The sequence below is a fragment of the Streptomyces sp. NBC_00287 genome (assembly GCF_036173105.1).
In the GTDB taxonomy this organism is placed as follows: domain Bacteria; phylum Actinomycetota; class Actinomycetes; order Streptomycetales; family Streptomycetaceae; genus Streptomyces.
On sequence record NZ_CP108053.1, the window covers coordinates 7,538,995 to 7,562,579 of the forward strand.

Annotated in this window: 22 protein-coding genes; 14 read left to right on the forward strand and 8 right to left on the reverse strand. The window is 71.3% G+C overall.

What is annotated here, in order from left to right; all coding sequences use genetic code 11:
* Positions 1–15: 15 nt before the first annotated feature.
* The gene (locus tag OHT76_RS34215) at positions 16–930 is read left to right on the forward strand and encodes a HipA family kinase (protein ID WP_328874725.1); all 915 of its coding nucleotides are present in this window, start codon (positions 16–18) and stop codon (positions 928–930) included.
* Complete coding sequence (locus tag OHT76_RS34220) at positions 927–1,205, forward strand: SelT/SelW/SelH family protein (RefSeq protein WP_328874726.1); 279 nt, start codon at positions 927–929, stop codon at positions 1,203–1,205. Before OHT76_RS34215 ends, OHT76_RS34220 begins: the two co-directional genes overlap by 4 nt.
* A gap of 3 nt (positions 1,206–1,208) precedes the next feature.
* Here the strand turns inward: OHT76_RS34220 and aceB are convergent, their stop codons facing one another.
* On the reverse strand, positions 1,209–2,831 hold the full coding sequence (aceB, locus tag OHT76_RS34225; protein ID WP_328874727.1) for a malate synthase A: 1,623 nt from the start codon (positions 2,829–2,831) through the stop codon (positions 1,209–1,211).
* A 184-nt stretch (positions 2,832–3,015) separates the two neighbouring features.
* Positions 3,016–3,615, reverse strand: coding sequence for a nucleotidyltransferase family protein (locus OHT76_RS34230; protein WP_328874728.1), 600 nt, complete (start codon positions 3,613–3,615; stop codon positions 3,016–3,018).
* Between the two features lie 225 nt (positions 3,616–3,840).
* Here OHT76_RS34230 and OHT76_RS34235 point away from each other — a divergent pair, with 225 nt between their 5' ends.
* A complete protein-coding gene (locus OHT76_RS34235) occupies positions 3,841–4,125 on the forward strand; it encodes a DUF5955 family protein (RefSeq protein WP_328874729.1) in 285 nt (94 codons plus the stop codon).
* Here the strand turns inward: OHT76_RS34235 and OHT76_RS34240 are convergent, their stop codons facing one another.
* Positions 4,126–4,920: an IclR family transcriptional regulator gene (locus tag OHT76_RS34240; protein WP_328874730.1), complete on the reverse strand. Its 795-nt coding sequence runs from the start codon at positions 4,918–4,920 to the stop codon at positions 4,126–4,128.
* 275 nt (positions 4,921–5,195) lie between these two features.
* On the opposite strand from OHT76_RS34240, the gene allB reads away from it, so the two are divergent.
* Positions 5,196–6,533: an allantoinase AllB gene (gene allB / locus OHT76_RS34245; protein ID WP_328874731.1), complete on the forward strand. Its 1,338-nt coding sequence runs from the start codon at positions 5,196–5,198 to the stop codon at positions 6,531–6,533.
* Positions 6,534–6,570: 37 nt separating this feature from the next.
* Positions 6,571–7,686: an allantoicase gene (alc, locus tag OHT76_RS34250; protein ID WP_328874732.1), complete on the forward strand. Its 1,116-nt coding sequence runs from the start codon at positions 6,571–6,573 to the stop codon at positions 7,684–7,686.
* A 54-nt stretch (positions 7,687–7,740) separates the two neighbouring features.
* On the opposite strand, the gene OHT76_RS34255 is transcribed toward alc, so the two are convergent.
* Positions 7,741–9,198, reverse strand: coding sequence for an FG-GAP-like repeat-containing protein (locus OHT76_RS34255; protein WP_328874733.1), 1,458 nt, complete (start codon positions 9,196–9,198; stop codon positions 7,741–7,743).
* A 167-nt stretch (positions 9,199–9,365) separates the two neighbouring features.
* On the reverse strand, positions 9,366–10,112 hold the full coding sequence (locus tag OHT76_RS34260) for an SDR family oxidoreductase (RefSeq protein WP_328874734.1): 747 nt from the start codon (positions 10,110–10,112) through the stop codon (positions 9,366–9,368).
* A 111-nt stretch (positions 10,113–10,223) separates the two neighbouring features.
* Here OHT76_RS34260 and OHT76_RS34265 point away from each other — a divergent pair, with 111 nt between their 5' ends.
* From OHT76_RS34265 to OHT76_RS34275, 3 genes are all read left to right on the forward strand, one after another.
* Positions 10,224–11,045, forward strand: a complete 822-nt coding sequence (locus OHT76_RS34265; RefSeq protein WP_328874735.1) for an AIM24 family protein — start codon at positions 10,224–10,226, stop codon at positions 11,043–11,045.
* A gap of 105 nt (positions 11,046–11,150) precedes the next feature.
* Complete coding sequence (locus tag OHT76_RS34270; RefSeq protein ID WP_328874736.1) at positions 11,151–11,777, forward strand: dihydrofolate reductase family protein; 627 nt, start codon at positions 11,151–11,153, stop codon at positions 11,775–11,777.
* Positions 11,778–11,881: 104 nt separating this feature from the next.
* Positions 11,882–12,268, forward strand: coding sequence for a ribonuclease domain-containing protein (locus OHT76_RS34275; protein ID WP_328874737.1), 387 nt, complete (start codon positions 11,882–11,884; stop codon positions 12,266–12,268).
* A 33-nt stretch (positions 12,269–12,301) separates the two neighbouring features.
* Here the strand turns inward: OHT76_RS34275 and OHT76_RS34280 are convergent, their stop codons facing one another.
* Positions 12,302–12,502 carry a hypothetical protein gene (locus tag OHT76_RS34280; RefSeq protein WP_328874738.1) on the reverse strand — a complete coding sequence of 67 codons (201 nt, stop codon included), beginning with the start codon at positions 12,500–12,502 and terminating at the stop codon, positions 12,302–12,304.
* Positions 12,503–12,693: 191 nt separating this feature from the next.
* Here OHT76_RS34280 and OHT76_RS34285 point away from each other — a divergent pair, with 191 nt between their 5' ends.
* The 5 genes from OHT76_RS34285 (at position 12,694) to OHT76_RS34305 (ending at position 19,410) form a co-directional block, all read left to right on the forward strand.
* Positions 12,694–13,929, forward strand: coding sequence for a sensor histidine kinase (locus tag OHT76_RS34285; protein ID WP_328876692.1), 1,236 nt, complete (start codon positions 12,694–12,696; stop codon positions 13,927–13,929).
* Positions 13,930–14,079: 150 nt separating this feature from the next.
* Positions 14,080–15,210, forward strand: a complete 1,131-nt coding sequence (locus OHT76_RS34290) for a macro domain-containing protein (RefSeq protein WP_328874739.1) — start codon at positions 14,080–14,082, stop codon at positions 15,208–15,210.
* Complete coding sequence (locus OHT76_RS34295) at positions 15,207–15,857, forward strand: hypothetical protein (RefSeq protein ID WP_328876693.1); 651 nt, start codon at positions 15,207–15,209, stop codon at positions 15,855–15,857. Before OHT76_RS34290 ends, OHT76_RS34295 begins: the two co-directional genes overlap by 4 nt.
* A gap of 3 nt (positions 15,858–15,860) precedes the next feature.
* Positions 15,861–16,535 carry an RES family NAD+ phosphorylase gene (locus OHT76_RS34300; protein WP_328874740.1) on the forward strand — a complete coding sequence of 225 codons (675 nt, stop codon included), beginning with the start codon at positions 15,861–15,863 and terminating at the stop codon, positions 16,533–16,535.
* Position 16,536: 1 nt separating this feature from the next.
* Positions 16,537–19,410, forward strand: coding sequence for a CHAT domain-containing protein (locus tag OHT76_RS34305; protein ID WP_328874741.1), 2,874 nt, complete (start codon positions 16,537–16,539; stop codon positions 19,408–19,410).
* Between the two features lie 5 nt (positions 19,411–19,415).
* Here OHT76_RS34305 and OHT76_RS34310 read toward each other — a convergent pair whose 3' ends face one another.
* Entirely contained in the window at positions 19,416–21,260 is a 1,845-nt protein-coding gene (locus tag OHT76_RS34310; RefSeq protein ID WP_328874742.1) for a caspase family protein, read from the reverse strand.
* Between the two features lie 162 nt (positions 21,261–21,422).
* On the opposite strand from OHT76_RS34310, the gene OHT76_RS34315 reads away from it, so the two are divergent.
* The gene (locus OHT76_RS34315) at positions 21,423–22,490 is read left to right on the forward strand and encodes a hypothetical protein (RefSeq protein ID WP_328874743.1); all 1,068 of its coding nucleotides are present in this window, start codon (positions 21,423–21,425) and stop codon (positions 22,488–22,490) included.
* A gap of 4 nt (positions 22,491–22,494) precedes the next feature.
* On the opposite strand, the gene OHT76_RS34320 is transcribed toward OHT76_RS34315, so the two are convergent.
* Positions 22,495–23,526: an aldo/keto reductase gene (locus OHT76_RS34320; protein ID WP_328874744.1), complete on the reverse strand. Its 1,032-nt coding sequence runs from the start codon at positions 23,524–23,526 to the stop codon at positions 22,495–22,497.
* Positions 23,527–23,585 lie beyond the last annotated feature (59 nt).

The following is a 23,585-nucleotide window of genomic DNA, read 5'->3' on the forward strand; positions in this document are numbered from 1 at the left end:
TCTACCCTTGCCGGTGTGCTGCGCGATGTGACTGCTGTTCGATACGTGACCCCCCTGCGGTCCGGGGGCTCTGTGCCCGGCGTCGTCGAGGCCGACGACCTGGGCACCTACGTCGTCAAGTTCACCGGCTCCGCGCAGGGCCGCAAGGCGCTGGTCGCCGAGGTGATCGTCGGCGAGCTGGCGCGCGCCCTCGGGCTGCGCTTTCCCGAGCTGGTCCTCGTGCACTTCGACCCGGCGATCGCGGACAGCGAACCCCACCAGGAGGTGCGGGAACTCCACGGCGCCAGCGCGGGCGTCAACCTCGGGATGGACTATCTGCCGGGCGCGAAGGACTTCACGCCCGAGATCGCCAAGGTGTTCCCGGTCGACCCGCTGGAGGCGGGCCGGATCATCTGGCTGGACGCCCTCACCGTCAACGTCGACCGGACCGTGCACAGCTCGAACCTGATGGTCTGGCCCACCTTCGGCATCGCGCCCCCGCGCCTGTGGCTGATCGACCACGGCGCCGCCCTCGTCTTCCACCACCGCTGGGACACCTCCGACCCCGCGAAGGCCTACGACTTCCGCCACCACGCCCTCGGCCACTGCACGCCGGACACCCGCGCCGCCGACGCCGAGCTCGCGCCCAAGGTCACCGAGGAGCTGCTGCGTGCGATCACCGCCGAGGTGCCGGACGCCTGGCTGCTGGACGAGCCCGGCTTCACCACCGCCGAACAGGCCCGGGAGGCGTACGTCGGCTACCTCCACGCGCGCGTGCGGAACTCCGCGTCGTGGCTGCCCACGGATTTCCCCACTCGGGAGGAACTCGCCGCCGAGGAGGCCCTGCGCGCGGCGAAGACACAGGAAGGCCGGCCGAACTGGCTGAAGCGGGTGCCCGACCTGCACGGCAAACCGGCGGCGGAACAGGATTGGTCGGTGCACCTCGGATGAGCCCCGTCGTACAGATCGAGTACTGCACCCAGTGCCGCTGGCTGCCCCGCGCGGCGTGGCTGGCGCAGGAACTGCTCACCACCTTCGAGGCGGAGCTGGACGAGCTGTCCCTCAAGCCCGGCACCGGAGGCGTCTTCGTGGTCCGGGTCGACGACGAGGTCGTCTGGGACCGCCGTGAGCAGGGCTTTCCGGAACCGACGGCCGTGAAGCAGGCCGTACGCGACCGAGTGGCCCCGGGAAAGTCCCTGGGCCACTCGGACAAGCCTGCTTCCTAGGACTCAGCCCTTGAGCTGCTCGTACGCGGGCAGCGTCAGGAAGTCCGCGTAGTCGGCGTCGAGGGAGACCTGGAGCAGCAGGTCGTGCGCCTGCTGCCAGTGTCCGGCCGCGAAGGCCTCGTCGCCCAGCTCGCTCTTGATGTTCTGCAGCTCCTCGGCGGCGACCTTGCGGGCGAGTTCGGGCGTGGCCTTCTCGCCGTTCTCGAACTCGACCCCCGCATTGATCCACTGCCAGATCTGCGAGCGGGAGATCTCGGCGGTGGCCGCGTCCTCCATCAGGTTGAAGATGGCGACGGCGCCGAGCCCGCGCAGCCAGGCCTCGATGTAACGGATGCCCACCTGAACGGCGTTGACCAGTCCGTCGTACGTCGGCTTCGCCTTGAGCGAGTCGATCGCGATCAGGTCGGCCGCCTTGACGTCGACGTCCTCGCGCAGCCGGTCCTTCTGGTTGGGCTTGTCGCCGAGGACGGCGTCGAAGGAGGCCATGGCGATCGGGACGAGGTCGGGGTGGGCGACCCAGGAGCCGTCGAAACCGTCGTTCGCCTCGCGGTCCTTGTCCGCCTTCACCTTCTCGAAGGCGACCTTGTTGACCTCTTCGTCCCGGCGCGACGGGATGAAGGCCGCCATACCGCCGATCGCGTGCGCTCCGCGCTTGTGACAGGTGCGGACGAGGAGTTCGGTGTACGCGCGCATGAACGGTGCGGTCATGGTGACCAGGTTGCGGTCCGGGAGGACGAACTTGGCGCCGCCGTCACGGAAGTTCTTGACGATGGAGAACAGATAGTCCCAGCGGCCCGCGTTCAACCCCGAGGCGTGGTCGCGGAGTTCGTAGAGGATCTCCTCCATCTCGTACGCGGCCGTGATCGTCTCGATCAGCACGGTGGCGCGGACGGTGCCCTGCGGGATGCCGACGTAGTCCTGCGCGAAGACGAACACGTCGTTCCAGAGGCGGGCCTCCAGGTGCGACTCGGTCTTCGGGAGGTAGAAGTACGGGCCCTTGCCGAGGTCGAGGAGGCGCTGGGCGTTGTGGAAGAAGTAGAGGCCGAAGTCGACGAAGGCGCCGGGCACCTGCTGACCGTCGATCTGGAGATGACGCTCGTTCAGGTGCCAGCCACGCGGACGCATGACGACCGTGGCGAGGTCCTCATCGGACTTCAGGGCATACGACTTGCCCGACTTCGGGTCGGTGAAGTCGATGCTGCGGGTATAGGCGTCGATCAGGTTGAGCTGGCCGAGGATCACATTCTCCCAGGTGGGAGCCGAGGCGTCCTCGAAGTCGGCGAGCCAGACCTTGGCGCCCGAGTTCAGGGCGTTGATGGTCATCTTGCGGTCGGTGGGGCCGGTGATCTCCACACGCCGGTCGTTCAGGGCGGCGGGGGCCGGGGCCACCTTCCAGGAGTCGTCCGCGCGGATCGCGGCGGTCTCCGGGAGGAAATCAAGCGTGGAGGTGCGGGCGATCTCGGCGCGGCGCTCCGCACGGCGGGCGAGGAGTTCATCACGCCGGGGCGTGAACCGGCGGTGCAGCTCGGCCACGAAGGCGAGGGCCGCATCGGTGAGGACCTCCTCCTGCCGGGGCAGGGGCTCGGCGTCGACGATGGCCAGCGGGGACGGCGCTGGTGCGGACATGAGCTGTCACTTCCTTCAGCGGTGGCACCGGGTGCCAAGCGGCACGCATGGGGTGTGGAGCGCCCGCTGTGCGGTCGGACGCTTCTGAACAGTGGATAGTAGTTTCCTCATTGTGGAACTTCAATGGTTTGTTGATATCGAGATTCTCTGAGTCGACAGAAGGTGTCGCTCAGTGCCACCTCGCTCACTCAAGGTGGCTCAGGTCGGCCTCGGTGTCGATGTCGTACGGCTGGGCCACGTCCCCACACTCGACGAGCCGGACCTCCGCCGCGTGCTCCTTGAGGTAACCGCGCGCCCCCTGATCCCCGGTGGCGGCCCGGGCGATGCCCGCCCAGTGCCCGGCGCCGAACAGCACGGGATGCCCGCGTACGCCCTCATAGGCGGCGGAGACCAGCGACGACTCCCCGTCGTAGGCGGCGAGTACCCGGGCCACCGCCTCGATGCCGATCCCGGGCTGATCGACGAGCGAGACCAGCGCGGCGCGTGCGCCCGTTCCGGTGAGGGAGTCCAGCCCCGCCCGCAGCGAGGTCCCCATCCCCCGCTCCCAGTCGGGGTTGTCCACCAGTACACAGTCACCGAGCTCCGCGCGCTCCCGTACGACGGCGGCGCCGGCCCCGAGCACCACATGGACGCGGGTACAGCCGGCCGCGCGCAATACCCCGACCGCGTGTTCGACGAGCGGGCGTCCGCGGTGTTCGAGCAGGGCCTTGGGTCGCCCGCCGAGCCGGCGCCCCCCGCCCGCGGCGAGGACAAGACCGGCGACCTGCTGTTCCTTTTGCGTCATGCGTCCTGCATACCTGACGCCACGACGGCAGCGCGGTTTCCCGGGGCTGAATTTCGGTCCGCGCGGTGGCGCACGTCGCAGTGGTGGCGTTTACTGACCCGCGTCCCCACGGCGCCCGACCAACGCCATGGGGGTGCTCGGTGGGATCTCACTACGTGGACGTGCGACGCGCACAACGGCGTGCGCGGGGGGAGAGCTGTGTTGCGGAGCTTGGGGCAGAGGCCGGTGACCGGCAGCGACGAGGATCCGAGAGTGGCGGAACTGCGGACCGCGGTGTCCCGGCTGCGCCGCGAACTCGCCGCGCTCCCGGCCGAGTTCCCGGACCGGGGGATCGCGGAGGACGAACTCGCGGCGCTGGCCGCGATGACGATCAGCGGGGCGCCCGAAATCCCCCGGTTACAGCGGTCGTTGCTGCTGATCGCCGGTGCGATCGGCTCGGTGAGCGCACTGTCCCGGGGGCTGACGGACGTACGGAACGCGGTGGATCTGTTCGGGGAGCAGAGGCGCTAGTTACGCCGGGTTCTGGGTGGCCAGCGCCTCGGAGAGCTCCTGGGCGATCTGCTGGAGCACCGGCACGATCCGCTCGGTGGCGGCCTCGGTCACGCGGCCTGCCGGACCGGAGATGGAGATCGCGGCGGCGGTGGGGGAGTCGGGTACGGACACCGCGAGGCAACGGACCCCGATCTCCTGCTCGTTGTCGTCGACCGCGTACCCGGTGCGGCGTACGTCGTCCAGCGCCGCGAGGAAGCCGTCCGCGGTGGTGATCGTCTTCTCGGTGGCGGCCGGCATGCCGGTGCGGGAGAGCAGTGCGCGCACCTCGGCGTCCGGGGTGTTCGCGAGCAGGGCCTTGCCGACGCCCGTGGAGTGCGGCAGGACGCGCCGGCCCACCTCGGTGAACATCCGCATGGAGTGCTTGGACGGCACCTGGGCGACGTAGACGATCTCGTCCCCGTCGAGCAGCGCCATGTTGGCCGTCTCGCCGGTCTCCTCGACCAGACGGGCGAGATAGGGGCGCGCCCAGGTGCCGAGCAGCCGGGAGGCGGACTCGCCGAGACGGATCAGACGCGGGCCGAGGGCGTAGCGCCGGTTGGACTGCTGACGGACGTAACCGCAGGCCACGAGGGTGCGCATCAGGCGGTGGATGGTGGGCAGCGGCAGCCCGCTGCTGGCGGACAGCTCGCTCAGGCCCACCTCGCCGCCGGCATCCGCCATCCGCTCCAGCAGGTCGAAGGCGCGCTCGAGTGACTGGACGCCACCGCTGGCGGACTTGGCGGAGTCGGTGGTGCTGGCGCTGGACGTCGGCACGGCGCGTTCCTTTCGGGGCTGGCGGGAAGGGCAGAAGCCTACCCGGCAGTCGGTTGACTCCCCGCTTGTGCGTAGCTACGTTCTGCTTGCTGGAATTCTAATTCCGCTTTGTGGAAACGTCCAGAGTAGATGCGCGAGGGATGCTGGGAAGCAGTGTGCCCTTGACGGCGCGGGAGCGGGAGTGAAGACTCCTTCAACAGAACGTTGAATTCCGTAACGTGGAAGTTAACCGCGTTTCCTGGAAGTAAGACGGCGGCAGAAGAGAGGGGTCCCGGGTGTTCGACGTAGAACTGGTGCTGCGCTCGACGCGCGTCATCACCCCGGAGGGGACGCGGGCCGCTTCGGTCGCGGTCTCCGCCGGGAAGATCACGGCCGTTTTGCCTTACGACACTTCCGTCGAGGGCGCGCGTGTGGAGGACCTCGGCGACGACGTCCTGCTGCCCGGCCTGGTCGACACCCATGTGCACGTCAACGACCCGGGCCGCACCGAGTGGGAGGGCTTCTGGACCGCGACGCGCGCGGCGGCGGCCGGCGGTATCACCACCCTCGTCGACATGCCGCTCAACTCCCTCCCGCCGACGACGACGGTCGAGAACCTGCGCGTGAAGCAGCGGGTCGCCGCCGACAAGGCACACATCGACGTCGGCTTCTGGGGCGGCGCGCTGCCGGACAACGTCAAGGACCTGCGCCCGCTGCACGAGGCCGGGGTGTTCGGCTTCAAGGCGTTCCTGTCCCCGTCGGGCGTGGACGAGTTCCCGCACCTGGACCAGGAGCAACTCGCCCAGTCCCTGGCCGAGATCGCGTCCTTCGGCGGCCTGCTGATCGTGCACGCGGAGGACCCGCACCACTTGGAGGCGGCGCCGCAGCAGGGCGGTCCGAAGTACGCGGACTTCCTGGCCTCGCGCCCGCGTGACGCCGAGGACACGGCGATCGCCCAGCTGATCGCGCAGGCGAGGCGACTGGACGCGCGGGTGCACGTCCTGCACCTGTCCTCCTCCGACGCACTCCCGCTGATCGCCGCGGCGAAGGCGGAGGGCGTACGCGTGACGGTGGAGACCTGCCCGCACTACCTGACCCTCACCGCCGAGGAAGTCCCGGACGGGGCCAGCGAGTTCAAGTGCTGCCCGCCGATCCGTGAGTCCGCCAACCAGGATCTGCTGTGGCAGGCGCTGGCGGACGGCACGATCGACTGCGTGGTGACGGACCACTCGCCCTCCACGGCCGACCTCAAGACGGACGACTTCGCCACGGCCTGGGGCGGTATCTCCGGCCTGCAGCTGAGCCTGGCGGCGGTGTGGACGGAGGCGCGCAAGCGGGGGCACGGCCTCGAGGACGTGGTGCGCTGGATGTCTTCGCGTACGGCCGAACTGGTGGGGCTCTCCGCGCACAAGGGCGCTATCGAGGCCGGCCGCGACGCCGACTTCGCCGTCCTCGCCCCCGACGAGACGTTCACCGTCGACCCGGCCGACCTCCAGCACCGCAACCGGGTGACCGCGTATGCGGGCAAGACCCTGTACGGCGTAGTGAAGTCGACGTGGCTGCGCGGCGAACGCGTAGTGGCGGACGGCGAGTTCACGGAACCGAAGGGTCAACTGCTCGCCCGCCCCCAGTGACCATCTCCCCCCGCCCCGACTCCGAAAGGCACATGCAGTGACGGCGATTGTGAGTTTCACCGGCGACGCGAACCCGTACGGGGGCGGTGACCCCTACGCGGACTACCGCACCGCCGACTTCCCCTTCACCCAGTACGCCAACCTCGCCGACCGGCAGCTCGGGGCCGGTGTCATCGCCGCCAACGACGAGTTCTTCGCGCAGCGGGAGAACCTGCTGGTGCCCGAGCGGGCGGAGTTCGACCCCGAGCACTTCGGGCACAAGGGCAAGATCATGGACGGCTGGGAGACGCGGCGCCGGCGGGGGGCGTCGGCGGGGCATCCGTGGCCGACGGCGGAGGACCACGACTGGGCGCTGGTGCGTCTCGGGGCGCCGGGTGTGATCCGCGGGATCGTGGTGGACACGGCGCACTTCCGGGGGAACTACCCGCAGGCGGTGTCGATCGAGGGCACGTCGGTGGCGGGGTCTCCGTCCCCCGAGGAGCTGCTGGGCGATGACGTGAAGTGGACGACGCTGGTGCCTCGTACGCCGGTCGGCGGCCACGCGGCGAACGGCTTCGCGGTCTCGGTCGAGCAGCGCTTCACGCATCTGCGGGTCAACCAGCATCCCGACGGCGGTATCGCGCGTCTGCGGGTGTACGGGGAGGTCGTGCCGGATCCGGCCTGGCTGTCGGTGCTGGGCACCTTCGACGTGGTCGCGCTGGAGAACGGCGGCCAGGTGGAGGACGCGTCCAACCTCTTCTACTCCCCGGCCACGAACACGATTCAGCCGGGTCGTTCGCGGAAGATGGACGACGGGTGGGAGACGCGGCGGCGGCGGGATCAGGGCAATGACTGGATTCGGTACCGGCTGGTGTCCCAGGCCCACATCCGGGCGATCGAGATCGACACGGCGTATCTGAAGGGGAACAGCGCGGGGTGGGCGTCGGTGTCGGTTCGGGACGGGGAGTCCGGGGACTGGCGCGAGATCCTTCCGCGTACCCGGCTTCAGCCCGACACGAATCACCGGTTCGTCCTGCCGACTCCGGCGGTGGGTACCCACGCGCGGGTCGACATCTATCCGGACGGTGGAATCTCGCGGCTGCGGCTGTTCGGCTCTCTGACGGAGGAAGGGGCGTCGGGGGTGGCGGGGCGGCATCAGGAATTGGGGGGCTGAGCGCGGTGGGTGTGCGGCGGGGATTTTCTCGCCCCCGCCGCCCCTACGGGGCTGTTACGAGCCCGACATCGCGTCCCCGAACATCGGGTCGTTCCCCGACTTCCCGATACCCACGGACGACGCGCCGAAGTTCACCGCGCCGGTGGTCTTGATGCCTGTGGTGGAGCCGCGCAGGACCCAGACGGCGCCGTCGTCGCTGTTCTCGCCGGCCGCGGCCGCCGACAGATCGGCGCGGCCGTCCTTGTTGTGGTCGGCGACGTGGACGGCGCCGCCGAACAGATCCGAGGACTCGTTGGCGCCCGGGACACCCGAGGTGCCCTGGTTGAAGGACTGGGCGCCGGTCCCCGTCAGGCCGGAGGCGCCACCGCGCAGCACCCAGACGTTCCCCGTATGGCTCGCGGAGCCGATGCTCTCGAAGACCGCGCCGACGGCGAGGTCCGCGTAACCGTCGCCATTGACGTCGCCCGCGGCGAGTGTGGCACCGAACAAGTCGTCGGACTCGTCGGCTCCCGGCACACCCGCGGTGTCCTGGCTGAAGACGGCACTGCGCGTGGTGTCGACACCCGCCGTAGCGCCGTAGAACACGGTGGCGTAGCCGCCCTTCGCCGTCGGGTCCGTGATCGAGGTGGAGTCGGTGCCGACGACCAGGTCGTCATGCCCGTCGCGGTCGAAGTCGGCCACGGTGAGGGCGTCCGCGTACCCCGTGCCCGCCTCGGTCTGCAGCGTGAGCCCGGTCGTGGCGCCCAGGTAGACGAAGTTGCCCGCGGAGGACGCCACCACCACGTCGTCCGTCTTGTTGTTGTCGAAGTCCCCGGCGGCCAGCTGGACGGCGCCCCTGGGGTACGCGCCGGACTCGATCTGCGCGTCGAAGCGCAGCTTCCCGGCCGCGCCGGCGGACTTGGTGAAGCCGCCCTTGAAGATCCACACGTCCTTGCCGGTGGAACCGACCGCTAGGTCAGCCTTCCCGTCACCGGTGAAGTCACCGACCGCCAGGGACTGGCCGAACCGGTCGTGCCCCGACGCGTTGGGGTCGCTGATCGCCGTGCCGCCCGACAGGCCTGACGAGCTGCCCCACAGGATCGTGACCGAACCGCCGTCGACATCGCTGCCGACGTCCTCCAGCGGTGCGCCCACGACGAGATCGCCGTAGCCGTCCCTGTTGAGGTCACCGTGCGCGAGTTCGGTGCCGAAGCGGTCGGAGGTCTCCGAGGTGCCCGGCACGCCGGCGGAACTCTGCGAGGTGGTCTTGTGGCGCGCGGCGCTGATCCCGCTCGAGGAGCCGTAGTTGACGACCACGGCGCCCGCCTTCGCCTTCCCACCCGCGACAGCACCCGGGGCGCCGGTCGCCAGATCGCGGTAGCCGTCACCGTTGAAGTCGTCGGCGAGGCCCGACGCGGCGGCACTCGCGCCGCCGGGCAGGGTGATGAGCAGGCCACCGGCCAGGGCGGCCGCGACGACGGTGGCGCCCAGGACTACGGGACGCCGGGAACGCTTGTGGTGGGGGCGGGACATGGATTCCTCTCCAGGACATACGTACGAGTTCAGAGATGACCTCTGGGGAGCCTGCAGGGTTGTACGGGGAAGGAGAGGTTTTTGGTGCGGAGCCGGCCGGCTGTCTCCTGGTGGACATCTGGGAGGTGGGTAGGGGCGGCGGGGCGAAAACCCCGCCGCCCCTTCGGTCACGCCGCATGCCCCCCATCCACCGCGTACTCCGACCCCGTCACATACGCCGCCCCCGCCAGATGCACCACCGTCTCGGCCACCTCCCCCACCGTCCCGAACCGCCCCAGCGCCGTCATCGACGCCTGCCCGGCCGCATAAGGCCCATCGGCCGGATTCATGTCCGTGTCGATCGGCCCGGGGTGCACGATGTTCGCCGTGATCCCGCGACCCCCCAGCTCCCGCGCCAACGCCTTCGTCAGCCCCACCAGCGCGGACTTGCTCATCGCATAGAGCGTGCCGCCGGGACCGGGCACCCGCTGCGTCATACACGTGCCGATCGTGATGATCCGCCCGCCGTCGGACATCACCGAGGCCGCGGCCTGGGAGGCAAGAAACACGCTCCGCACATTCACCGCCAGCACCCGGTCCACATCGTCGAGCGACAGGGACGACAGGGGACCGAGAACCCCCACCCCCACGTTGTTCACCAGCACATCCAGCCCACCCAACGCGTCGGCCGTACGGGCCACCGCGCCCGCCGCCTCCCCGGCGTCCGCCGAGTCCGCACGCAGCGCCAGCCCCCGGCGCCCGAGCGCCTCGACGGCCCGTACGACGTCGTGGGCCGCCTCCTTGCCGTTCACGTAGGTGACGGCCACATCCGCGCCCGCCCGAGCCAGCCGTACCGCCGTCGCCGCACCGATACCCCGGCTGCCGCCGGTCACCAGGGCCACCTTGCCGTCAAGAGTTCCGTTGTCAGAAGTCATGCCTCCATCCCAGCGACCACGGCCCCCGCGCGCTGGCGGTGAACGGACATCGAGATCACCCGCACGACCCACTGCCGGAACTCTTCTTTCCACCTCCCACGTTCACCCCGTGTGACTCTTCAGCAAGAAATCGTCGGCAACGCCATGCAGATGGCGGTCGTCAGCCTTCAGCCCGGGCAGACGGTGTACTGCGAGGCGGGCAAGTTCCTCTTCAAGACCACCAACGTGACGATGGAGACCCGCCTGACGGGCCCGTCGAGCGGCGGGCAAGCGCAGGGCGGCCAGCAGGGCGGAGCCGGTGGCATGGGGGGCATGCTCCGTCAGGCCATGGGCACCGCCATGCAGGTCGGCCAGCGTGTCCTCGCCGGCGAGTCGATCGCGTTCCAGTACTTCACCTCCCAGGGCGGCGAAGGCACCGTCGGCTTCGCGGGCGTCCTCCCCGGCGAGATGCGCGCCCTGGAGCTGGACGGCACGCGCGCGTGGTTCGCCGAGAAGGACGCCTTCGTCGCGGCCGAGTCCACCGTCGACTTCGGCATCGCCTTCCAGGGTGGCAAGACCGGCATGAAGGGCGGCGAGGGCTTCGTCCTGGAGAAGTTCACCGGCCGCGGCACCGTGATCATCGCGGGCGCCGGCAACTTCATCGACCTCAACCCCGCCGAGTTCGGCGGCCGTATCGAGGTCGACACGGGCTGCGTCGTCGCCTTCGAGGAGGGCATCCAGTACGGCGTCCAGCGCGTCGGCGGCCTCAACCGCCAGGGCATGATGAACGCCGTCTTCGGCGGCGAGGGCCTCTCCCTGGCGACCCTGGAGGGCAACGGCCGGGTGATCCTGCAGTCCCTCACGATCGAGAGCCTCGCCAACGCCCTGAAGAAGGCCCAGGGCGGCGACAAGCAGGGCCCGACCGGCGGACTGTTCTCCAGCAACGCGGGGTGAGGACCGAGGCCCCGGCCGCCGGCCGATGAGTTGCGGGTGCCGGTGGGGTCTGCACTCATGACAGACAGACCCCACGGCCGGCAAGCGCGAAAGTAGGCACCCCTCATGGGCAAGCTCGTCTCCACCATCTTCGTCACCCTCGACGGCGTCTACCAGGCCCCGGGCGGTCCCCAGGAGGACACCCGTGACGGCTTCACCCAGGGCGGCTGGAGCTTCTGGTTCGCCGACGACGACTTCGGCCGGTTCATCAACGACGTCTTCGACCGCGCCGGCGCCTTCCTCCTCGGCCGCCGTACGTACGACATCTTCAGCTCCTATTGGCCCAAGGTGACCGACCCCGAGGACCCGGTTGCCTCACGGCTCAACGCCCTGCCCAAGTACGTCCCCTCCAACACCCTCACCGACCCGGACTGGGACGGCACCACGGTGATCAGCGGCGACCTGGCCAAGGAGATCACCGCGCTCAAGGAGCGCACGGACGGCGAGCTCCAGATCCACGGCAGCGGCGCGCTGGTCCACTCCCTGCTGGGCCTCGGCGTCCTGGACACGCTCCACCTGCTGACCTTCCCGGTCGTCCTGGGCTCGGGCCGCCGCCTCTTCACGGAGGGCACCGCCCCGACGGCCTTCCGGAACACCGGCGGCAGCGTCACCTCGAAGGGCGTCTCCATCCAGTCGTACGACCTGGCGGGCAAGCCGGAGTACGGGGAGTACAAACTCCCCGAGAACGCCTAGCGCGGCGCGTCAGGTTAACTCCCTGAAAACTCATGGGACTTGCAAGGAAATTCTCCGGGCTTGTCATTGACATGCCACGGTCTACGCGCGTCATCATGGGAGCCATGAGATTCCCCCCACGAATCACTCGCATCGGCGCCGCGGCCGCCGTCCTGTCCGCCCTCCTCGTCGGTGGCACCGTCACCGCCACCCCGGCCGCCGCCGCGGTCGGCAGCATCTGTTACAGCGACCTGCCCTCCCAGGCGCACGACACGCTGGATCTGATCGAGCAGGGCGGCCCCTACCCGTACCGGCAGGACGGCACGGTCTTCCAGAACCGGGAAGGCATCCTGCCCAGCCAGTCCACCGGGTACTACCACGAGTACACGGTCATCACGCCCGGTTCGTCCACGCGCGGAGCTCGCCGGATCGTCACCGGTGACGAGTACCAGGAGGACTACTACACGGCCGACCACTACGCCTCGTTCGACCTGGTCGACTACGACTGCTGAGGCTGCCGGACCAGCCGGAGGTCCGGTCCGCGTTCAGCCGGACTTCCGGCTCTCGGCGACGGCGAACAGCGCGAACGCCAGCACCAGCAGGGTGACGCTCGCGTAGGTCTCGTAGCCGTCGAAAAAGCCGAGCCGATGTACGAGGCCCCAGTCCAAGTCGGTGAACTCGGTCAGCAGCCCGGCGCCGCCCTGGATCAGGGCGAGGACACCGAGAAGTTCCAGCAATTCCTTCATGGCAAGACCCTCGCCCCGCGGACCCCCCACGCACATCGGCCGCGGGGCGAGACCGGCTCCGACGGAAGTCGCCGGACCCGGCGGCCCGCCGCGCCGAAAGTCTGCGGTGCCGCGACTTTGGTCGACGATCCCGCTCGGACAGGGGTGCCGCGGCGCGCGTCTGCGTAGATTTGTCGACCGTGAGTGGTGATATGCCGGGGCCCGAGTCGCAGCCCTTCGTCGAGCAGCGCTGGCTGCTGCCCTCGGCCGTGGTGAAGGAGCTCGACCCCGACGGCGAGCGCCCGGGGCGCCGGTACCGGCGTACCGCGCGTGACTGGGCGGTCGACTTCTCCTGCTTCCTGGTGGCCGTCTGCATCGGCCTGCTGGGCGCCGACGCCCTGGACCAGGAGGACCTCCCCCAGGCCGTGGCCGCCCTCGACCAGGTGCTCGGCGCGCTCGCCTGCGCGGCGGTCTGGCTGCGCCGCCGCTGGCCGCTCGGGCTCGCCGTGGCGATGCTCCCGGTCGGCCTCCTGTCCGCCACCGCGGGCGGCGCGGCCCTCGTCGCGACGTTCACACTCGCCGTGCACCGGCCCTTCCGGTACGTCGCCTGGGTGAGCGGAGCCGCGCTGGTGCTGATGCCGCTCTTCTACTGGTACCGGCCCGACCCCGAGATCCCGTACGGCTGGACGATCTTCATCGGCCTGGTGCTGACCGGCGCCGCCGTCGGCTGGGGCATGTTCGTCCGCTCCAAGCGCCAGCTCATGCTCAGCCTGCGCGACCGCGCCCGCCGCGCCGAGACCGAGGCGCAACTGCGCGCCGAGCAGGCCCAACGGCTGGCGCGCGAGGCCATCGCCCGGGAGATGCACGACGTCCTCGCCCATCGGCTGACCCTGCTGAGCGTGCACGCGGGCGCGCTGGAGTTCCGGCCCGACGCGCCCCAGGAGGAGATCGCGCGGGCCGCCGGGGTCATCCGGGAGAGCGCGCACGAGGCCCTCCAGGATTTGCGGGAGATCATCGGCGTACTGCGGGCGGGGGAGCGCGACGATTCGAGCCGGCCCCAGCCCACCCTCGGCGGTCTGGAGGCGCTGGTCGCCGAGTCCCGCGAGGCCGGCATGAAGGTCGCCTTCGACAACCGCGTGACCGAGCCCGCCGCCGTCCCCGCCTCCGTCGGCCGCACCGCGTACCGCATCGCCCAGGAGGGCCTCACCAACGCCCGCAAACACGCCCCCGGCACCGAGGTCACCCTCACGGTCACCGGCGGACCGGGCGAGGGCCTCGACATCCGCGTAAACAACCCGGCGCCGGAGCACGACGTACCGCATGTGCCCGGCTCCGGGCAGGGGCTGATCGGACTGACGGAACGGGCGACCCTGACCGGCGGTCACCTGGAGCACGGCCCCACGGCGGACGGGGGTTTCGAGGTGCGGGCGCGGCTGCCCTGGGGGTGAGACGGTCCCGACCCAACTGCGCCCCACCCTCGACCGGATGACGCCCTGTCAACAACTGCCCCAGCAACCTCCCCGCCCGCTAGCGTGGGCAGGCGGCGCGTGCCGTACGGCACTTGTGGCCGGTGCGGCGCGCCCACGATCATGGGCGTCATGTCCCCTGGTGCTGCGGAGTTCGAGGTCGCGTCGGTCCTCAGGGAGGTGAAGATGGTCCGGGTGGAGGGCCTGGTCCGGATCCGTGACCTGGACCTCCCGCTGCTGCGGCGCGCGGCCGCCCCGCACTCTGGCTCGGTCACCGACGCCTGGCCCGTCGAGGTCGAGAACCTGCTCCGCACGGCGGTGACCCGGCTCGGCGGGGGCTCCCTCCAGACGGCGGCCGAGTTCACGCTCGGCCTCGCCCCCGGAATGCGGGACCGTCCGGCGGCGGACCGGCGCAAACTCGCCGCACGTGTCTACAACGTCAGCGTCGAACGGTTTCGCAAGAGCCAGGAGGAGATGGTCCTCGCCCAGGTCGCCGAGCAGGTCTGCTGGCTCGCCGGCACCGGCGCGCGCCGCACCCCGGGCAGCCAACCCACCCTCCTCGCACCGCACTTGCAGCACCGCACGCTGCGCGTCGGACCGATCGGCGTGACGCTCCATGTGCACCCCGTGGAACTGGTCCGGAACGTGGATGTGATCGTCTCGCCCACCAACACCCATCTCGCCCTGCCCGAGATGTTCAAGGCCTCCGTACCGGCCGCGCTGCGCCGGGCCGGTGCCGTGCGCGACGCGCGGGGCGATGTGACCGCCGACCCGGTGCACGAGGAACTGGCCCGGTGGCGCCGGGAGAACGGCGTGGCCGGACGCCCGGTCCTCCCCGGCACCGTCGCGCCGACCGGGCCTGGCACCCTCGCCGCGCGCGGTGTCCGCCGTATCTACCACGCGGCCGTCACCGTCCCCCGACCCGGCACCAACGACTACGACGTCACCCCGCAGGACGTGGCCGGGGCCGCGACCCGCGCGCTGGCCCTGATGGACGAGGAACGCGAAGCCCTCGCCCCGCCGTTGCGCTCGATCTGCTTCCCCCTGCTCGGTGCGGGGCGCGGCGGGCTGCCGCCGGGGACCAGTGTGAGCGCCCTGTGGTCGGCGCTGTCCGCCGACTCCGCGCGGGACCGCGAACTGCACCTGGTCGTCCGCAGACCCCTGCTGGCCGAACTGATCGCCGACGTCCTCGGCGTGACCCAACACCGCCTTGCCCCAGGTGAGTTAGAAGACAGCGAGGAGAAAGGTCATCGTTGCGGGTGAACCCCTTCATGGTGCTCGCCGCGTTCGCGGCCGACTTCGCCAGACTGTCCCGGCTGCTCGACACCGACGCCCAGCGGACCCTCGGCGCCACGCTCGCCGAGCTGCGGGCCGCGGGCCCCGACCGGGAACCGGCCGCCGAGCGGGCGGCCCGGACCGTCCTCGACGCGCTCCCGGCCGAGGAGGCCGCCCGGCTGCGTCAGGACGGCGACCCGGGCCGGTACGCGGGCCCACCCGCCGCCGCGCTCCACGAGGGGTATGCAGCCGTCGACCTGTGCATGCTCGTGCTCGACGGCAACCCGATGGTCGGACCCGTCCTCGGCCCGGTACGTGAACGCCTGCTCGCGCAGCCCGCGTTGGAGTGGTGGCCGGGGGCAGAGCCGCTGCTGATCGTGCTGTCCGGCGAGGACGGCCGCAGACGGCTGCCGCTGTTCCAGTTCGAGGCCGGGACCCTGCCCTGGCGGATCGTGCCCGAGGTCAACTCGGTGCTGGGCGCGGAGACTGACCCCTGGGGCGCGGCCGACTGGTGGCTGTCCCGCACCACTTGGTGGGACGGCGCCCCGGCCGAGCTGCTGGGCCGCGGTCGGGACGCCGAACTGCTGGGCGCCGCACGGGCCTTGGCTGCCGTGGCCGACGGGGGAGGGGAGTAGCCGATGGGCAAGTACCCGCCCCCCGAGACCCTGCCGGGCGAACCAACCCGCGCCGTACTGCGCGCCGGTACGCCCGTCTACCGCGTCCACTCCACGCACCGCGCCCCGACCGCGTACAACACCCGCCCCTCGCACCCCTTCTACTACGGCGGCCGGTTCGACAGCACGCCCCACGACCCGTACGGCTACCTCTACGTCGGCTTCGGCGTGGGCGCCGCGGTGAGCGAGGTGCTGCTGCGCTCGCTGCCCTTCGACAGTGACGGAAGTCCGCGTCTGCTGCCGCGCGTCGCCTTCGAGCGGCGCACTCTGTCCTTCCTGCGGCTGACCGCCGATATCGAGGTCGTGTCGCTGATGTCCGGCGCGGACCTCGCGGCGGTGGCCCAGGACAGCTGGCTGGTGCACACCGAGGGCGCGGACTATCCGCAGACCCGCGACTGGGGGCACTGGATCCGCCGCCGGACGAAACCCTGGGCACAGGGCTTCGTCTGGCCGTCGAAACGCGAGCCCGCCGACCGGGTCGCCGTCCTCTTCGACGACCGGGGCGGGGGACCGGTCCTCGAAACCACGGGCGCACCCTCCGTCGACTTCGGGACGGACGAGGGCGAGCGCTGGCTCAACGGCGTGCTCGCGCCGTACAGGACACAGGCCGCGCCCCGGCGGCCGGAACGGGACTGGTGACGTGCCGCACAAGACCTACGACCTGCATGTGCTCCTCTACGAGATCCAACTCGGCGCACGCCAGGGGATGAACGACGCGCAGGACATGGTCCGGCTGACCTCCCTGGTCCTCGACCACCTGGGCTGCGCGAACGGGCGCGAGGCGTACGACATGCTGTACGAGGACTGGAAGGCCCTGCCGAAGGGCACCGTGATGTCCGGAACACGCGCGGGGCAGATCCTCAGCGTGCTGTCCCACCTGCTGTTCGACCAGCCGGTCGCCGACAACGGGCGGCAGGAGGAACTCCTGCGCGAGGCACGGCAGTACGGGCCCCAGGAGCAGTCCTGGCAGGCCGGCATCCTCGGCGCCAGCGGGATGCACTCCTTGCAGCAGCTGGGTGATCCCGCCGAGCTGGAGGCGGCGCTCGTCCGCCTGGAGGAAGCCCGCGCCATGATGCCCGTCGGCAGCCCCGAGCGGGACGCGATCGAGGTGTCCCACGCCGGCGTACGCCTCCATCTGGCCCAACTGGGCGGCGGCGAGGACGACTTCGACTCCGCGATCGAAGACCTGGCCCGGCACGCCGAGTCGCCCGCGTTCAACGAGCAGCAGCGCCTGGCCATGGCCGCGCAACTGGCCGGGTACCGCGCCCAGCAGGCCACACGACGGGAGGACGAGACGGAACTGGCCGTACAGATCCGGGAGATGGAGTCCGCACTGACGCGGATGTCGCCCGACCAGATGGACCGGCCCAACCTGGAGGCCTACCTCGACGCCGCCCGCAGCAATCTGGCGATTCTCCGCGCCCGTCGCACCGGCGGCGACCTCACCGCGGACGACTTCCCGGCCGCGACCCCCTTGGGCGAGATGCGACGGCAGGTCGAGATGCTTCCGCAGAACGCGCGGGCCGACCGGCTGAGCGACGTGGGGCTCACGCGGACGGCGCGCGCGATGTTCGCCAGGAACCACCGGGAGGCCATCGAGGCGCTCGGGCTCCTGGAGGAGGCCATGGACCTGCTGGAGCCGGACGACGAACGCTGGCTGCGCAACGCCGGGACCCTCGGCATGGCCCACTGCATGCTCGGCATCATGGCGATCGCCCCACGCCCCGACTGCCCTCACCACCTCGACCAGGGCATCGCGTGGCTGCGGCACGCCGTGCGGCTGTCCGGCGGACCGGAGCACCCGACGTGGGGCAACACCGGTATGTCGCTCGCCATGGCGTACCGGTTCCGCGGCGATCTGCTGCATCCCCGCGACCGCCAGGCCAAGCGCCGCCACCACGAGGAGTCCCGGCGCCTCGGCCTCGACTCCCTGCGGGCGGCGGCCTGGCAGGGCATCCTCCAGTCCGGTACCTCCCACGCCGCCGAGACCGCCCGGCGCGCGGGCGAGAACGCCCTCGACGTGGCCCGCTGGTGCATCGCCGACGGCGCCCACGCCGACGCGGTCCGCGCCCTGGACGCCGGACGCGGACTCGCCCTGCACGCGGCGACCGTGGCGACCACGGTGCCGGACCTGCTCTCCGCGCTGGGCCGGGACGACCTCGCGGACGAATGGCGGCGGGCCGGCGCGATGGCCGTACCGGAGCCGGACGCCGGCCTGTCGCTCACGCCGCAGGTGCCTGTCTCGGGACCGTCGAGCCGACTGCGCCGCCGGGCCCTGGAGGCCCTGGCCGCGTCCCCGCTGCGGCAGCGCCTCCTGGGGGCGCCGTCCCCCGAGGAGATCGGCGCCGCCCTGCGCGCCTTGGGCGCGACGGCCCTGGTCTACCTCGTCCCCGGCAGCACGGAGGAGCCGAGCCTGACGGACCGCATGTTCTTCGGCCGGCGCGCGGACGAGGGCCACGCGCTCATCGTGTCCGCCGACGGCAGCACGCGCGCGCTGCCGTTGCCCCGACTCCTCGTCGAGGCCCCCGAGTTGGCGTCCTACCGCGCCACCGGCACCCCCGGCCGCGACGCGGGCGGCCCGCCCACCGACCCCGGCTCCGCCCCACCGCCCCGCCCCGACGTCAGCCGGGCCGCGCTGGAGCGGCTGTGCGACTGGGCCGGTACGGCGGTGATGGAGCCGCTGCTGAAACACCTTCCGCGCGGCTACGGCCGGGTGCCCTCCGTCGTCCTGGTGCCCATGGCGGAGCTCGGTGCGGTGCCCTGGCACGCGGCCCGGCTGCCCGGACGGGGCCGCCGCCACGCCTGCCACGAGGCGGACATCTCCTACCTTCCCTCGGCCCGTCTGCTCTGCGAGGTCGCCGCACGGCCCGCCGCCGGAACCCGGCAGGCCCTGGTCGTCGGCAACCCCACCCGCGACCTCCACCACGCCGGCGAGGAGGCCGAGGCCATCCGCCGCGCCTTCCACCCGCACGGCGACCTGCTCGGCCCCGGCACCGCGACGCCCGCCGCCGTCACCGACTGGCTGCACCGGCAGCGCGGCGGACTGCTGCACCTGGCCTGCCACGGAGTGGTGCGCCAGGGGGAGCGGCACAGCGCCTATCTCGCCCTTTCCGGTGGGCAGTTGGCGGCCGAGCAGCTGACCGAGGGCGTCAGCCGCTTCCCGGAGCTGGAGCTGGTGGTCCTCGCCGCCTGCCGCACCAACGTGTCGGGACGCGGCTACGACGAGGCGTACAGCCTGTCCACCGCGTTCCTGGTGGCGGGCGCCCGCTCGGTGATCGGCTCCCTGTGGCCGGTGCCCGACGAGGCGACGTCCCTGCTGATGTACATGACCCACCACTTCATGAGCCACGACGGCCTGCCGCCCGGACCGGCCCTGCGCGGCGCACAGTTGTGGATGCTGGACGACCGCCGCCAGGCCCCGCCCGGGATGCCGGCCCAGCTCCAGGCACGCGTCGGACGGATCAGCGGGGGTGACTTGACCGCGTGGGCGGGGTTCACGCACCTGGGCTGGTGAGCGGGTCAGACGACCTCCGTACGCACCACGACCTGTGCCGTCCCCCAGCGGCCCACGTCGTGCGCCGGGCCGCCCGCGTCCCGCCCGTGTGTCGGAGTGCTGAGCCGCAGCAGCCCGCCATCGGCCGATTGCATGTGCTCGCGCGCCCCCTCGTCGGGGAGGTCCGGGGACCAGGCAGACAGCCGGAAGGGGGCCAGGTTCAGCTCGTTCTCCGTCACGATCACCTTCAGCCAGTCCCGGGTGAAGGCACCCCGTACCAGGGCTCGTCCCGGCGGCAGCCGCAGCCACACGGGCTCCCCACGCCGGGCCAGTCCCGCCCTGCCGGGCCCGACGAATTCGCCTTCGTACAGATGCGGGGAACATGCGTACCGATCCGTCATGTCCAGCAGAACGCACCACAGTTGACGGTTCGACATGTTGTGGATACGGACCATCACCTGTGGTTCCCGGCCGTCCGGGGTGTACGAGCAGACGATTTCGCCGTCCGCGCTGTGCGCGACCCGTCCCACCCGAGTCTCCTCGACGGTGATCCGGACCAGCGAGGACAGCCAAGGGTCGGGATTGGCGAGATCCCGGATGTGGTGCCAACGGGCGAGGTGAGCAAGGCAGTCGACGACCCGTGCCGCGTCCCCGGGCGTGCGCAGCGGCAGCTCGGGCAGGGGATGCCCGGTCCCGTCCGACACCCGGGCGCGTCGGCCGATGACCTCCACCCGCAGCGCCGGCCCGTCCCCGTCCGGTGCGAGTGCGGCGACACCCGCCATGGCCTGCCGGAGGAGGTCTACGGCATCAGGGGCGCCCGTCAGGCTCACGATAGCCGGTGTGAACGCCAGCGCGGTCGGCGTCACGGGATGTGCCGACTGACGTTCCGCCGTGGAGGGTTGCCAGCCCTCGGGCTCCACCAGGCATGATTCGGGGCGCACTTGACGTACAGCGACCTTGCGCGAGGCGGCTCCGTCGAGCAGCGTGAACTCGCCTCCGGCGGACCGCAGGCCGTGCGCCTGACCGCAGTTGATCTCCCACCCCGAGGTGGTGTGCCGGAGCAGGAAGGGCGAGTCGGTGACGGTGTCGCCGGAGAGGAACCGGCCGCTCTCCGGGCCGCGCAGCTCGGGATGCTGGAAGGGACTGCGGGTGCGCACCTCCTCCTCGGCCAGCGTATGCACCGCCCCGTACGCCGCCGCCGGGCCCAGCCGGTCGAGCGCGCCCAGCAGCGCGTGGCTGAAGTAGCCGCGGTACCGGCCGTCCAGCCAGTTCTCGTGGGCCCGCTCACGGGGACGGCAGGCGGCGAGCAGCACATGCCGTGCGGTCTCGGCGCCCTGTCCGCCGCCTTCGCGGTCGGTGCCCGGGAGCCGCCACCACGGCTGCCAGTCCACCCCCCGACCGATCGCCCCGGCCGGCAAGGCAACGCCCTCGCGGGACGCCCCGCCCGCATGACAGCAGTCGAGGACCGCGACGACATGGGTGCCGCGCGCCGCGATGTCGTCGAGCAGCGCCCCGAGTTCGGTGTCCTGGAGCAGCGGCTGTCCGCCAGGACCCAGGCTGTCGTGGCACACCAGCGCCTGCGCCCAGCCGGTGGCCTCGCGGGGATCGTCGGTGCGGTACTCGCTGCCGTGTCCGCTGAACCAGAACAGTGCGGTGTCGTCAGGCCCGCTCTGCCCGAGATGGTCACGGATGCCCGTCAGCACGGCCGCCCTGGAGGCCTCTCCATCGTGCAGGGTCCGGATGACGGGAGCGGGACCGCCCTGTCGGCGCAGCCAGCTCTCCGCCTCCCGTACGTCGTTGACGCAGCCGCGCAACCGGGCGCGGCTGTCGTAGTCGTCGATGCCCACGAACAGGGCGTACACGGTGCGCATGCGGCGATCTTGCCAGGATCGGTGGGGCGCGCACAGGGCGTGGTCCGGGCGTGTCTTCCGGAATGCCATGTCCTGCCACAGGGAAGCGAGTTGACTTGTGTGAACGCATGGCACAGTTTTGTGCAGCCCACCGTCCCACAGGCACCGGAAGGACACAGCAGCGTGAGCTTCGGGGGACCGTACAACCCGTACCCGCCACCGCCGGGACCGCAGAACGGCGGACCGTACCCGCCGCCGCCCCCGTACGTCCCGCCCCAGCCGCCGCCCCCGTACGGCTACCCGCCGCACCCGTCGCCGTACGGTCATCCGCCGCACGCCCCCTATGTGCCGCCGCAGCCCCAGCCGCCCACCACCCTGATGGGCTCGCTGAGGAGCCTGCGGGATGCCGAATGGCCGCCGCTGCACGTGCTGTTGCGCGCCGGGCGGGCCCGGATCCACGGCTGTGTCTGGGCGCTGGCGCTGTTCCCGTGCACAGCGATGATGACGTGGCCGCTGATGGCCGGCTACGTCTTCGCCCGCTCCGCGCGCAGCCAGGCGCACCGGCTCTTCCCGCCGCGTGGACACCGCCGTATCGAGGATCCGGATGTGGTGCGCGTGGCGCGGCTGCGGGCCTGGACGGCGGCCGTCATGTCGGTGCTGCTGCTGGTCATGTACGGCAAGCCGGAGGACTTCAGCGAGGCGCAGCAGCAGTACATGATGCGGATCGCGGTCACCCCGCCGCTGCTGCTTCTGAGCGCGCCGGTGGTGATCGCGTTCCTGTTCCGGATGGCCTCGCCGCAGACCAAGGCCCAGATGCGGCCCCGACTGCGCGCCGCCGGGCGGTCGGCGCTGTTCTACGTCGGCGCGGTGACCGCCGTACCGTTGCTCTTCGTCGCGATCACTCTTGCCGAGGACAACATGTCCACCAACCCCAATGGGGGCTTTCCCTGGGTGCAGTTGGCGCTGACCCTGCCGATTTTCTGGGTGCTGTTCTTCCTCGTGTTCGCCACCGGGCCCGCGGTGCGTACCGGGTTCAACTCCGCGGGCGTGCACGCGGCGCTGCCCGCCCTGCTCACCGGGGTGCTGGTCTGGGAGTTCGCGCTGATCAGCCTGGCGGCCGGCGGGCTGCCGCCAGGACCGCCCGTGGTGCAGATCCTCGCCGTCCTCGCCGGACCGGCCTCGGTCACCGCGGTGGTCCGCTGGGAACTGCACCGGCTGCGCACACGCTACGGCGTCGTCCTGCGGGCCTGAGGCGTCAGCGGACGCGGCGGGGCACCACGCGCTGTCCCGCCGCCCCGTAGACCCAGGGCGAGGTGCCGTCGATGAACTCGGCGGGGAAGCCGAGGCGGAAGCCGGTCGTCTCCTCCAGCCTCGTCACCACCTCGGCGGGCAGGGCCAGTTCGGCCGCACCCAGGTTGTCCACGAGCTGCTCCACCCGCCGTGCGCCCACGATCGGGTGTACGGCGTCGGAGCGGGCCATGGTCCAGGCGAGGGCGACCTGCGAGGGGGACGCACCGAGTTCGTCCGCCGCCGACTGCACGGCCCGCGCCACGGTGTGCTCCCGTTCGCCGATGGAGCCCGCGTCCAGCCGCGCGGGCTCGTCCCCGCCGACCCCGCCAGGACGCGTGTACTTGCCGGACAGGATCCCGCCCTGCAACGGGCTCCACGCCGCCACCGACATCCCGAACGCCTCGGCCATCGGCAGCAGTTCCCGCTCGATGTCCCGGTTCAGCAGGCTGTACGGCACCTGGATCGCGGCGAACTCGGTCCAACCGCGCAGCTCCGCAAGGGTGTTGGCACGGGACACCAGCCAGGCCGGGGCGTCCGAGATGCCGATGTAGAGCACCTTTCCGGAGCGGACGGCGTCGTCGAGGGCGCGCATCGTCTCCTCGATGGGCGTGTTGCGGTCCCAGATGTGCACCCAGTACACATCGATGTAGTCGGTGCCGAGCCTGCGCAGGCTGGTCTCCAGCGACAGCGTCAGGTTCTTGCGGTGGTTGCCCGCGGCGTTCGGGTCCGCGCCGTCGCGTGAGCAGGTGTACTTGGTGGACAGCACAAAACGGTCGCGGCGCCCCTTCAGCAGCTCGCCGACGATCGTCTCGCTCAGCCCGTCGCGGTAGTTGACGGCGGTGTCGATCACGTTCCCGCCGGCCTCGGCGTACGCGTCGAGGATGCGCGCGCACTCCTGAGGGGGCGTACCCACCCCGCCCTCCTCGCCGAACGTCATGGCGCCGAGGAACAGCTCGGACACCCGCAGGCCGGTGCGGCCCAGAAGCCGGTAACGCAAGGAATTCCCCCTACTTGGACGGTCCGCCGGGCAATCTAGCCGCACTGTGCGCATCCCGC